The sequence below is a fragment of the Verrucomicrobiia bacterium genome, assembly GCA_023953615.1.
Classification (GTDB): Bacteria; Verrucomicrobiota; Verrucomicrobiia; order Limisphaerales; family JADLHS01; genus JADLHS01.
Genome location: JAMLJH010000002.1, coordinates 40,990 through 53,101 on the forward strand (window position 1 = coordinate 40,990; position 12,112 = coordinate 53,101).

Sequence of the window (12,112 nt, forward strand, 5' to 3'; positions counted from 1 at the left end):
GTGTTCAGGATAATGCTCGCAACGGGAAGCCTCGGACGAATTATCCAGCAAGTAAAACCAATCAGCCGCGCTTCCTCACCCGACGCAAATCCCGCGACTCCAGGCTAACGACGCATCAAAGCTTCAATCGTCTCAGCTTCAATTGGCACGTCCGCCATCAAGTCGCGTTGGCCCGTTTCCGTAACCAAGATCGTGTTTTCCAACCGGATGCCAAAACCCTCGTCTTTCAGATAAATCCCCGGCTCGCACGAGAGCACCCAGCCGGGCGCGATTTTAAGGTGGTTATACGTCACGTCATGCACATCCAACCCGATCGGATGCGAAACGCCGTGCATGAAATAAGGCCGAACCAGTTCACGAGCGGCGCCGGCGCTCCGAAGCTTCGAGGCTTTGATCAAACCAAGCTCGACACATTCCCGGGCGATCAATTCCTCGCACTCGGTTCGCAAATCGCGGGTCGTTTTGCCGGGCACCATCGCTTTGACCATTGCGCGGAAGACCCGCAATACCGCGTTGTAAACCTGCCGTTGACGGCGCGTGAAACGTCCGCTTACGGGAAGGGTGCGCGATAAATCGCTCATGTAATTGCCCAAACCCGCCGCCACGTCCAGCAGCAGCAACTCGCCCTTCCGACAGATTTGATCGTTACGCACATAATGCAAAATGTTGTTGTTCGCGCCGCTGGCGATGATGGGCGGGTAGGCGAACTGCCCTTTGTGCCGGATGAATTCGTGCGCGAACTCGGCCTCGATCTCCGCTTCGTTGACGCCCGGTCGCACAAACCGGGCGGCGCGTTTTAATCCCTTGCCGGTCAGTCGGCAGGCGGCTTGGATGGCGGCGACTTCATGATTGGATTTGACCGACCGCAAAGCGTGCATGAGCCGCGCCAGACGCTCGTAACGATGCAAGGGAAACTGTCGTTGGCACTCACGCACAAACCGTTCGTCGCGCGAGACCACTTGGTGGTCGGCGCGCTGATGTTCGTTGGAGTTCAAATAGAGAGTTTCCGCTTCACACGCCAACTGACGGAATAGACCGGGAAAGTCCGACAACCATTTCACGTTTTTGATGCCGGAAATTTTTGTCGCCTCCTCCCGGGAAAGCTTGTGCCCTTCCCAAATGGTCAAATGCTCGTTGGGCTGGCGCAGAAACAAAATTTCTCGTTGCTCGGGATCGAACGCATTGGGCGCAAGCAACAACCGGGTTTCCTCCTGATTAATTCCCGTCAGATAAAACAGATCGGCATTTTGCATGAATCCCATGGTGCCGTCGGCATTGGTCGGCATCACATCGTTGGCGTTCAAAACCGCCACAGAGTGCGGCGCCAAGGCCTTGACCAGACGCGCGCGATTGAGCGCAAACAATTGCTGCGGTAACGAAATCGGTTTCATGACGTTTTACTTTGACCGGAGCAAACTCTAAAGAAACTGGTGCGTAAAACTAAGAAAATTCCGATTGCGGCGACGCCCCCAACCCACCGATAACCCAGTTGTGCGCGGGCTAATCTGGCGTAGATTCTCCCCATGGAAATTCGCCTTCACTTCAGAAGCGTCGCAACGGTCGTTTTCAGCCTGTTGCTGGGTGCGACCACCTGCGTTCAAGCCGATTTGATCGAAACGAAAACCGGGGATCATTACAACGGCACACTTATTTCGATGAACGCCCATAATTTGATCATGACCAATGAAATACTTGGTCGCATCACATTGCCCCGAAACAAAATAGCCCGGATAACGCTGGCTCCTGACCTCGCCCTTTCGACCTCAGCCGTTGCCACCAACCCCATCGTCCCGGTAACTCCCACCAATGCGGCCGCACGGGCACGCAGTCTTTTGCAGCAACCCGCCACCGCTACCGGTGCGTCGAACATCATGCAATGGGTGCAACAAGAGCTGCTCACCGGAGCGGATCCAACCGCGCAGACAAAATTTCAAGCCCTGGCCGGAGGACTGTTATCCGGGCAAATTTCGGAAGCGCAAATCCGGGCGGAAGCGCAGACCGCAACCCAGCAACTGCGCCAGTTGAAAAAAGACTTGGGAGACGACTTCGGCGATGAACTGGACGGCTACCTGAACATCCTGGATCATTTTCTATCGCAACCAGGCAGCACCGCGCCAATTTCCAATTCTGTCGCGCCCCCAATCCCAAGCTCATCCGCCAATCACTGAAATCACCCGTTATTTCCGGCCTTCAATTTTCCGACAAAAAATATTGACCGTTGTAACCTGAATAGTTACTTTAATTCCGTTGTTATGCGAACCAGTTGTCGGTTTGCCATGGCCGTGCATGTTTTGGCGGTTCTGGCGTACAAAGAAGGAGAGCGGGTGACGTCGAGCTTTCTGGCCGGAAGCGTCAATACGAATCCGGTCATCATCCGGCGGCTGTTGTTGGCGTTGCAACGGGCGAAATTGGTGGACACCTGCAAGGGCGCGGGCAGCGGATCGCGACTCAACCGCGCCCCCCGGCAAATCTCGCTGGCGCAGGTTTATCGGGCCGTCGAAAATGCCGAGACTTTTGCCACGCCATCCCGGAAACCAAATGCGGACTGTCCGGTGGGGAATTGCATCATTGAAACCTTGGAACAAATTTTCACCTCGGCCCAAAAAGCGATGGAACAGGATCTGGCCAAACAATCGCTGGCGGATGTGATTGAACACATCAAAGCGGCCGGACTGTGCAATAAAACCAAACGCCGCTGAAATTTTTTTGAACGGTATTGTAACTAATTTTGTTACATACGGAGAAATTTAAGATTATGCAAACATTTGCGAATCCCGAGAAAACGAGTCTCAAGGCCGAATCCGTTGATTCGGAATCCCGGTTTGCGCAGTTGCGCGATTGGTTCGCGCAAATCGCGAAGGTTAAGCCGCTCCGAGGATTGATTGATGTGGAGAAAATCGCGGAAGGACCGCGACTAATCCGCGAGCGCATCGAAATAGCTTGGGCGATTGCGCCAATGACGCCGGCCCTGGTGCCGGTCAGGAGCCGGAATGACGGGAGAACGAAGATTAAAAATCATTGAAGGTTGAAGAATGAACATGAAAGCGACAATTGAAACTGATGAGAAAAATTTCCAATCAGAAGTGCTGGCGGCCACGCAACCTGTAGTCGTGGATTTCTGGGCGGAGTGGTGCGGCCCCTGCAAAATGTTGGGTCCCGTGCTGGAAGAAGTGGCCCAGGAAAAAAACGGCCAGGCCAAGGTTGTGAAGGTGAACGTGGACCAAAATCCCGGCCTCGCTTCACAGTACGACATTCGATCCATTCCGACGTTGCTGTATTTCCACGGCGGCAAGCTGCGCGATTTGAGCATCGGCGTAACCAGCAAAAAGAACATCGTTGATAAAATTGACGCATTAATTTCCGCACCGTGAAAAAGAAAGATTCCAAAATGAAAACTTTAACTGGTCCCAAGTCCGCGACCAAAACCCGTCGGACACCCGCAAGCCTCCGCAAGATCAGCCGGGCAATCACTGGGTTTACCCCCGTTGCCGTGCCGGGACGACGCGCGGCCAAAGCGCCCATCCTGCGGGAGACCATTCCCGTCGAGTCGTCGAGTTCCAATGGCGCGCGCGGCGATCTCTTGCAGTTGTATCTCAACGAAATCGGGCGGGTCAAACTGCTGACGCCGGAGGAAGAAGTCACGCTGGCCAAACGCATCAAACGCGGCGACAAAGCGGCGCGCGAGCACATGATCAAAGCCAACCTGCGGCTCGTGGTAAAAATCGCCCGGGATTACGAAGGCATGGGTGTGCCGCTGCTGGATTTGATCAACGAAGGCAACATCGGCTTGATGCGCGGAGTGGAAAAGTTTGATCCGCGCAAAGGGGCCAAACTCTCGACCTATGCGGGTTTGTGGATCAAACAACAAATTCGCCGGGCGCTGGCCAACCAGGCTAAAACCATCCGGTTGCCGGTACACGTGGTGGATCGCGTCGCGGATTTGCGGCGGGCGGAAATGAAATTGCGCGAAACGCTCAACCGCGAACCAACCGACGAGGAACTGGCGCATGAAGTCCAATTGGACGAACGCCGGGTGCGCCGTTATCGGCAGGCGGCCAAGGCGCCGCTGTCGTTGGACGCTCCGATTGGCGATGATGATTCCAATCCCATTTCAGAAGTCGTCGCCGACCCCAATGCGGCGCTGCCGTATGATCGGCTGGTGACGGAAACCGACACCAATCTGGTCCGCGAAGTCATGTCCAACCTGCCGGAGCGCGAGCACAAGATTCTTTCCTTGCGGTTCGGTTTGAAAGACGGACGCGAACGCACGTTGGAAGAAATCGGCGATCACTTTGGATTGACCCGTGAGCGCATCCGACAAATCCAGGAACAGGCGCTGAAAAAATTACGCGCCCGGATGGAAGCGCGCGACAAAATGGAAGTCAACGACGCGCTGGCTTTCGTGGCCTGAGTTAAACCTGAGTTTCAAAAACCTGCTGAATATGAGCCTAAACTTCAAATCGCCGGATCTGACTCAACATCCACCGCGCAGTCCGCGAGTGCGGCTGGGTGGTTACGCCCTGTTGCCACGAATGCTCGATAAATGCCGCGCCACCTTGGCTGGCAAGAATGGTGACTACTCATACAACTGTCCGCTGGATCAGGAGCTTCTGAATTTTCTTGGACTGGATCCGGAAGCGTTGAAACGGGAGGTCGCCACCGGCAAAGGTGATGGCGAGCTGTTGGAATGGATCAAGGCTCATTCCCAGCACCAACGTGCGGCGTGGGAAATTGCGCAATGGAGCGCGTATCAAGACACGCGCAGTCCGGAAGGCGATCCCGAAATATTGGAGTGGTTCGCCGAAACCATCGGTAAGCTGACGGCGACCCGAAAAGATGTTCGCACTTATGCCGAACTGCTGGACCTGGACGATTACGTCAGCTTCGGCGGCCAGGCATAGTAGCCTGCGGCATCCTCGCGCCACCGCGCGGATTGGAGTTCAGTACTTAACGCGATCCGGTTTTTGACTCCACGCGGCAAACACGTCGAGCGCGTCCGCACGTAGCAATTGGCGCATGGGAATCTGGCGCTTCGCGATCGGCGCGGCCACTTCGTGATAGATCAGCGCGTCATCAAAATCAATCCGCTGCGCGTCCTGGCGGGTGTTGGCGTAATAAACCTTGCGCAGCCGCGCCCAATAAATGGCGGAAAGACACATCGGACAGGGTTCGCAACTGGTGTACAACTCGCAATCGTTGAGTTGGAAAGTCCGCAAACGGCGGCACGCATCACGGATCGCCGCGACTTCCGCGTGGGCGGTCGGATCATTTGTCGCCGTCACTTGATTCCAGCCGCGACCCACAATCTTTCCCTGGCGCACCACCACGGCGCCAAACGGCCCGCCCTGATTGCCCCGCAACGCTTTCCGCGAGAGCCGGATGGCCTCGCGCATGAACTTGGAATTCATGGAAACAACACGGCGGGATTTTCCGTTTGCGCCAGGAATTTGCCTCCCGACCATACCGGCGCAATCCCGCCATTACTCCACTTCCGGATTCGATGAAGCGCCGCAAAGCGAAAATTCGGAGCCGCGCCGCCCTGCCCGCCCACCAGTTCCGCGCCGCGCCGGACGTTGTCCATCATCCACGCCGGCAGCAAATGGTGATAGGGATTACGTTGGACTTCGCCGACGTGAAAACTGGTGCCGGTGATCAAGTCCGCCAGATCGGCGTCACTGAATTCCACCGCGAGGTTGGGATCATCCATCGCGCCCCAGAATTCGGTTTCCGCCGTATAGCAGGAAAAGCTGGCCGGCAAGGTGCGCAACGCATCCATCACCAGATAATGCACGCCAATGTGCGTTCCGTTCCAATCGCGCTCATGCGGAAAGATAATCACCTTGGGCTGGTGCTTGGTGAGAATGTCAGCGATCACCTTGACCATGCCTTGCCAATGTGCCGCATCGGTTTGGCGGGTTTTCGTCGTGACTCGTTCCAGGCCATTCGGGCCGGTCGTCTGCACCTCGAAACCCAGATAGGCGCACGCCTCGCGTAATTCCGCCAGTCGTCCCGCTTGGCGCTCTTTTTTGCTGCCTTGAGTTACGGCCACGTCCACCACTCGGAATTTGCCTTCGCGCAACAGTCGTAATGCCAGTCCGCCGGAGATGGTTTCATCATCAGGATGAGGCGCAAAAAACAGGGCGCGCGGCGCGTCTGGCGCGAGCGTTGGGCGCGCGGCGGGCGGAAACCCGCCCAGCGGAATCCCTTTGGCCGTTTCCATTAAACGAACCGTTTCCGCGACGAATTGATGATAGTTCTTCATGATTATTTTCCTTTGAGGTCCGGCAAACTGGCCGCCGCAATCGCTTGTCCGTGCCGCTTGTCCTTTTCATCAGGAATATGAAACGCAATCTGCCCGGCCAGTTCCGGAAATTCCACCTGCAGGACTTTGCGCGCCTCGGACAAAATCAAATCGCCGCCCGCGCCCGAGGTGACTCGTCCCAAGATCAACACGTGATGCAGATCGTAAAAATCGGCGAAGTGCGCGATGCCATAACCCAGATACACGCCGATGGTCTGATAGATTTTGCGCGCGCGCTCGTCCCCTTGCAACATCAGCGCCTGCACCCGTTTGAGCTGCTCCGGCAACGGCAGGTCCTGCGGCACTTCAATTCCCGCCGGGGCCAACAAACGGCCGACGCATTGTTGTGAAAAATACTGCACGCCGCAGCCGTAATCACCGGACCACTCATCACAAGGCGCTTCGGGATGATAATCCACCGGCACGAACGCCAGTTCGTTCAACCAGGTGGTGATATTGCCCTCGGCATTGACCCAGCCGCCCGCGGTGCTGGTGCCGAGTGAAATGCCCAACACCGAATTCACGCCCAGCGACATCGAAGCGGCCAGCGCCGTGACTTCACCATCGTTCACCACTTCCAACGGAACGCGCCATTGCTTCTGGATATCGAGGAACATGTCGCGCACGCGGCGTTGGAATACGTCTGGCGGCACCCCGCGAAACAGCGACGCCACCTTCACCCGGTTGTTCACATAAACACCCGCCGCGCTGCCTCCGATGGCATCCACGCGCGGCAGATGCGCCGCCGCTTTACGCAAGGAATCCATGATTCCATCGAAGTGATATTGCGGATCGCTTTGGAAATAGGGATTCCACTCCGTCTCCTCGCTGAAAACCACCTTACCATCAATCACCGCCGCCGCTTTCCGATCGCTTCCCCCCAAATCGAACCCAATCCGGCAACCGTCCAGGTGGCGTCCGAGTGCTTGTGTAAAGGACCGCTCCGGGGGCAGCTCGTTTTGATGCACCACTTCGATCGGATGATCAAACATGCGTTGGCCGACCGTTTCCGAATCGAACTTGCCCGTGGCGGACTCGCGATAGTGCGCGGCCAGCCGGGTCGCCAGCCGGGCCGGGCCGTTCAGGTGAATCCGCCAACCGCCCCGCGACCAAAGCAGAAATTTCGTGATGCGTTCCAAGTGTTCGTAATTGGCGTCGTCCTGATTCGCCGCCTCCGGAAAAATCTCGGTTTGAAAGTGATAAACCGCTCCATCGGTCTGCTCCAACGCCAGGCGCACGGACTGCGGGGGACCGGCTTGCCGGGCGGCGGCGCGGAACGCGCGCCCGGCCAGAGCGGCGGGACGAAATTGAGCGTCCAACACCGGCACACAACGCGGAGCGACCAACGGAAGACAAGTTTGCTTAGTTGCCATGCTCTTCTTTTAGGCGACTCGTTCACCTACTTCAAGCAATTCACGCGCGCCGGCCGAGAACCGGTCAAGCAACGGCGCGAGCGATTGCGCCTCAAACCACCAGCACCGGACACGGCGCGTGACGAATAATTTTCTGCGCCGTCTCGCTCAACGAGGTATAGCCGCCACCCGCGCCAATCACCACCAGGTCCGCGCCCAAAGCCTGCGCGGATTCCGTCACCTCGAAGAAGGCCAGACCGTTGCGGATCGAAGTTTCCACCAACCGACACTTTCCGAGCATCTGCCGCCCCAACGTGCTCAGTTCCAATTTGGCTTCGGCATAATCTTCCAGTTCCGAACGCGTGGTGTGCCGTTGCGGCTGCCCGGTGGTTCGACTCGGGAAAGACGGCTCCACGACATGCACCAGCATCAACGACGCATCACACCGCACCGCCAGTTCGGCGGCGCAGGCCAGCACCGCTTCGTCTTCCGTGGAAAACTTCACTCCCACCATAATGCGACGGAAGCGCGACTCGGCCGGCGCACCGGACCTTCCCGCTCGGGACGAAATAACCGCTTTCATAAACACCTTGTCATTTAGTGAAAGCCTAAGTTCACCGGCCTTCACCGGCTCCACTTCTCTTGTCGTTTTATCATCCTCTTTTGTGGGCGTTTCGCGGCTTGTCGCGCTTCGGGGTTCTGGCTACGTTGCCGCTGTGGAAAGCGGTGAAAAAAAGAAATTCATTGAGGCACTGTCGCAGTCCCAGATTTATCAGGACTACGAACGCGCCTTCACCAAGGCAACCGGCCTGCCGCTTAGCCTGCGTTCCGCGGATTCCTTTCAACGCGCCCACGATGGCAAAAAATCTGAGAACCCGTTCTGCCTGTTGATGGCGGGAAGCAACCGCACCTGCGCGGCCTGCCTGGAAACGCAACAGAAAATCGTGGACACGGCCAGATCCGGCCCGCACACGGTGAAATGTTTTGCCGGTTTGTGCGATACGGGCGTGCCGGTTTCCGTGGGCGATGAAATCCTCGGCTTTCTACAAACCGGCCAGATTTTTTTGCAACGCCCGACCAAGGCGCGCTTTGCCAGGACCGCGAAACAACTGGCGAAATGGGGTTGGAATTCCGATCTGAGCCAGCTCGAGGAGGCGTACTTCCAGACGCGCGTCATTCCGCCTCAACAATACGAATCGGTGCTACGCTTGCTGACCATCTTTGCCCAGCACCTCGCGTTGGTCAGCAACCAACTGCTCACGCGCCGCGCCAACTCCGAACCGCCGACCATCACCAAGGCCAAGCAGTTCATCAGTGAACATCAAACCGAGGAGATTTCGCTGAGCGATGTCGCCAAAGCCGTGAATACCAGCACGTTCTACTTCTGCAAAATGTTCAAAAAGGCGACCGGCCTGAACTTCACGGATTACCTTTCACGCGTGCGCGTGGAAAAAGCGAAAAACCTCCTGCTGAATCCCAACCTGCGCATCAGTGAAGTCGCGTTCGCCGTTGGCTTCCAATCACTAAGCCATTTCAATCGCGTCTTTCGTCGAATTGCCGGAGAACCTCCCACGCAATACCGCGAAAAGCTGCCCAAAAATTGATCGCCGCGGCGGCCCGCAGACCTCCATTAGCCACGTGCATCAGCTGCCGACAATTTAAGCGGCGTTTTTCCAGATGCATTCGGATGGCAACGTGCGAGATTGCCTCATGAAAAGCCTGCCCCCGCATTACGATGACCAGGCCACCGGCGCGAGGTTCCTGCGCGCTTCCGTGTTGACCACTGAAACGACGACCTTGTCCAGCGACGAATCCGAACGGCACCACGAGGCGCTGCCGCTGGAAAAAACCTTGCAGCATCAGGCCGCCGCCATGAGTGATCTCCTCGCGGAAATTTTGGAACGTCCGATGACGCCGCGGTTCTGGGGCATCAATGAATAAGGTCCGGCGGTAAGCCGGGCGTTGAAACTTGTTTTGCCGCCAAAACGAGCGCGGGAGGTAATGCAACTATTCACTCACCAAGGCCCGCCCGATTCGGAATTACTTGAAAAATCTCGTCTCGCGTCCATCATGTCGCCCGAACGCGTTCATTAAGACATGACCCAGCAAGCTACCCGCAGCGCACGAAACGTGGCCATTATTGGCGGCGGACCTGCCGCCGGCACTTTGGCGATCCAACTCATCCGCTCCGGCTTTCGCGTGGCGCTCTGGCACAAACCCAAAGCCGCGCCGTTGATTGTGGGCGAATCCCTCGTGCCGGCGCTCATTCCGATGCTGCGCCAATTGGGAATCGAAGATGAAGTCCGTGGCTACAGCGTTTTGAAACCGGGGGCCACGTTCAACCTGGGAGCGGAGCAATCCTTTTCTTTCTCCTTTGAAACTTTGCACGGGCTGCCTCGCTACGCCTACAACGTGCCGCGCGAAAAATTCGACGCCACTCTACTGGCGGCCGCCAAAAAAGCCGGAGCAGCCGTCTTCGAGTCTCCCGCGCAAGTCACTGCGGATCCCAAGACTGACCGCGTTGCTCTTGCGCCGGAAACCTTGGCCGCCACCAACGGGTTCTTTACAGCACAACCGGATTGGATCGTGGACGCCACCGGACGCTTTCGGTTGCTGCCCAACCTGCTTGGCATTTCCAGTCAGGAAGGCAATCGGAAAGACGCGGCATTGTTCGCGCACGTGGACTGCGCGCACCTCGACCACGAGGGGCACGTCCACACGACGCGCATGGATCGCGGCTGGAGCTGGCGCATTCCCCTGCCGGGGCGCGTCAGCTTGGGCATGGTGGTGCCGGCCGAGCATCTGTCGCAATTCGGCGCCACCCCCGAAGATCAATATGACGGGTTGTGCCAGCGCGATTCACAGTTGCGCCTCGTCGCCGGCCATTCGCGGCGCCTGACGCCCGTGATGAAATACGCGAGCTACCAGCTCGTTTCCGAACGCATGTTTGGCGCGAATTGGGTCCTGGTGGGCGATACGGCCGGTTTCGTGGACCCCGTATTTTCCAGCGGACTTTTCCTCGGCATGAACGGGGCCTTTCTGCTGGCCCGCGCGCTGGCCAAAGGTTCGACGGAGGCGTTGCAACATTATGAGCGCGAACTCAAACACCATTTGAAAACCTGGCAAGGCATCGTGGAGTATTGGTACAACGGACGCTTGTTCACCTGCTTCAAAGTCGGTCAAAAACGCCGCGACACGCTGTTGGTAAAATTGATCTTCCCGCACATGAACAAGCACATGGGGCGCATCTTCGCGGGCGCCGCTTCCAACTCTGCCTACAGCGTCGGCTTGCTGCGGTTCGCCATGAAATACGCGCTGGAAGATGAAAACCCGGACGACCTGAAAGTCCGTTAGGACCGGAATCCCAATCGCGCCGCTCAAGCCCGACGACACTTCAGCCAGGTGTGAAACTGGCCGACCTGGTCCCGCTGTTCGATCACTTGCAATCCCGCCTCCCGCAAACAACGCAGTAAATCTTCCGAGTGGTACATCTGGCTGTTGCCGTTCGCGATGCACGCAAAGTAAAGCGAAGTTTGCTGGAGACAAAACGCGGCGGTTTCGTTGGGTTGCCGATCCCAGAACAATTCCAGAATGTGCAACGTGCCATTATCGCCCAGCGCGCGCGCCGCGCGCTTCAAAATCGAAACAATCTGCGCCTCGGAAAAGCAGTCCAGAAACTGGCTCATCCAAATGACTTCATAACCGCCGGGCAATTCCTGTCGCTCATCCAGCAGGTCCACCGGGTGAAAGGCCACGCGCTCGGTACCATCGCCTGATTGTAGCGCCGTGCGCGCCAGCTCCAGTTGCGGAGGCAGATCCGCAATGGTGACGCGCACCGTCGGATCGTAACCGACACACTGCATCGCCCAGCGCCCCGTATTGCCGCCCACATCGAGCAACTGTTGGGGGCGATCGGCAAACACCAGCGGCAAGGCGGCGGGAAAGGCTTGATCGGAATAATAATGGTCGAATGCCAGCCAACTGGCGCGCGCCGGTTCGGGTAAAGCGGAAAGGCCTTGATAGAAAGTTTCCCAATTTCCCAGCGTCGGCAATCCCGCCGGACGACCGGTGGCGAGAGCTTCATCCAGATGATAAAAACCGCGATAGCAGATGTCGTGGACCACATCCATGTTGATGCGGGTCATGGGATCCCGGAGCATGAAATACCCCAGTCGCGTGAGGATGAATCGGTCTTGATCGTGGCGAAACAACCCGATGCCCAAGCCGGCTTCCAGCAACACTTTCACGCCGTAACGCGGCACACTGCCTTTGGCCACCACCTCGGCCAGAGTCAGGCCGGGATCGCCGGCTTGTCGCACGATTTCCAAAATCCCCGTCTGCCGCAGCACCCGGCAGGCTTGGAACGCCACCGGCCCGAACGCCAGCCGCTGCGCCGCAACCTTGGCGTCCAGGGCCGACAGATCATCCGTGGAGAAAAATCGTTTCGGGTCGCTCATTA

Annotated in this window: 15 protein-coding genes; 9 read left to right on the forward strand and 6 right to left on the reverse strand. The window is 57.5% G+C overall.

From position 1 onward, the window contains the following. Window positions 1–104: 104 nt before the first annotated feature. On the reverse strand, window positions 105–1,391 hold the full coding sequence (locus M9920_10435) for a Xaa-Pro aminopeptidase (protein ID MCO5052709.1): 1,287 nt from the start codon (window positions 1,389–1,391) through the stop codon (window positions 105–107). A gap of 132 nt (window positions 1,392–1,523) precedes the next feature. Between M9920_10435 and M9920_10440 the strand changes: the two genes are divergently transcribed. The 6 genes from M9920_10440 (at window position 1,524) to M9920_10465 (ending at window position 4,901) form a co-directional block, all read left to right on the forward strand. Continuing rightward, window positions 1,524–2,168, forward strand: coding sequence for a hypothetical protein (locus tag M9920_10440; protein MCO5052710.1), 645 nt, complete (start codon window positions 1,524–1,526; stop codon window positions 2,166–2,168). 84 nt (window positions 2,169–2,252) lie between these two features. After that, a complete protein-coding gene (locus M9920_10445; GenBank protein MCO5052711.1) occupies window positions 2,253–2,699 on the forward strand; it encodes an Rrf2 family transcriptional regulator in 447 nt (148 codons plus the stop codon). A 56-nt stretch (window positions 2,700–2,755) separates the two neighbouring features. Further along, window positions 2,756–3,022 carry a hypothetical protein gene (locus tag M9920_10450; protein ID MCO5052712.1) on the forward strand — a complete coding sequence of 89 codons (267 nt, stop codon included), beginning with the start codon at window positions 2,756–2,758 and terminating at the stop codon, window positions 3,020–3,022. Window positions 3,023–3,038: 16 nt separating this feature from the next. Then, window positions 3,039–3,371 (forward strand): thioredoxin, encoded by a 333-nt coding sequence (gene trxA / locus M9920_10455; GenBank protein MCO5052713.1) that lies wholly within the window; start codon window positions 3,039–3,041, stop codon window positions 3,369–3,371. Window positions 3,372–3,388: 17 nt separating this feature from the next. Beyond that, window positions 3,389–4,411, forward strand: a complete 1,023-nt coding sequence (locus M9920_10460; GenBank protein ID MCO5052714.1) for a sigma-70 family RNA polymerase sigma factor — start codon at window positions 3,389–3,391, stop codon at window positions 4,409–4,411. Between the two features lie 31 nt (window positions 4,412–4,442). After that, the gene (locus M9920_10465; protein ID MCO5052715.1) at window positions 4,443–4,901 is read left to right on the forward strand and encodes a DUF5069 domain-containing protein; all 459 of its coding nucleotides are present in this window, start codon (window positions 4,443–4,445) and stop codon (window positions 4,899–4,901) included. A gap of 39 nt (window positions 4,902–4,940) precedes the next feature. Here M9920_10465 and M9920_10470 read toward each other — a convergent pair whose 3' ends face one another. The 4 genes from M9920_10470 to M9920_10485 form a co-directional block, all read right to left on the reverse strand. Further along, a complete protein-coding gene (locus tag M9920_10470; GenBank protein MCO5052716.1) occupies window positions 4,941–5,408 on the reverse strand; it encodes a nucleoside deaminase in 468 nt (155 codons plus the stop codon). Further along, complete coding sequence (locus tag M9920_10475) at window positions 5,405–6,262, reverse strand: PIG-L family deacetylase (protein MCO5052717.1); 858 nt, start codon at window positions 6,260–6,262, stop codon at window positions 5,405–5,407. The genes M9920_10470 and M9920_10475 overlap by 4 nt, the downstream gene beginning before the upstream one ends. A 2-nt stretch (window positions 6,263–6,264) precedes the next feature. Beyond that, entirely contained in the window at window positions 6,265–7,674 is a 1,410-nt protein-coding gene (locus M9920_10480; GenBank protein MCO5052718.1) for an ROK family protein, read from the reverse strand. A gap of 91 nt (window positions 7,675–7,765) precedes the next feature. Further along, window positions 7,766–8,236 carry a universal stress protein gene (locus tag M9920_10485; protein ID MCO5052719.1) on the reverse strand — a complete coding sequence of 157 codons (471 nt, stop codon included), beginning with the start codon at window positions 8,234–8,236 and terminating at the stop codon, window positions 7,766–7,768. A gap of 133 nt (window positions 8,237–8,369) precedes the next feature. On the opposite strand from M9920_10485, the gene M9920_10490 reads away from it, so the two are divergent. The 3 genes from M9920_10490 to M9920_10500 all read left to right on the forward strand — a co-directional run bounded on the left by M9920_10490 (window position 8,370) and on the right by M9920_10500 (window position 11,007). Beyond that, on the forward strand, window positions 8,370–9,257 hold the full coding sequence (locus tag M9920_10490) for a helix-turn-helix domain-containing protein (protein MCO5052720.1): 888 nt from the start codon (window positions 8,370–8,372) through the stop codon (window positions 9,255–9,257). Between the two features lie 106 nt (window positions 9,258–9,363). Further along, entirely contained in the window at window positions 9,364–9,594 is a 231-nt protein-coding gene (locus tag M9920_10495) for a hypothetical protein (GenBank protein MCO5052721.1), read from the forward strand. 156 nt (window positions 9,595–9,750) lie between these two features. Then, a complete protein-coding gene (locus M9920_10500) occupies window positions 9,751–11,007 on the forward strand; it encodes a tryptophan 7-halogenase (protein MCO5052722.1) in 1,257 nt (418 codons plus the stop codon). 23 nt (window positions 11,008–11,030) lie between these two features. Here the strand turns inward: M9920_10500 and M9920_10505 are convergent, their stop codons facing one another. Further along, window positions 11,031–12,110, reverse strand: a complete 1,080-nt coding sequence (locus M9920_10505) for a methyltransferase domain-containing protein (GenBank protein ID MCO5052723.1) — start codon at window positions 12,108–12,110, stop codon at window positions 11,031–11,033. Between the last annotated feature and the right edge of the window lie 2 nt (window positions 12,111–12,112).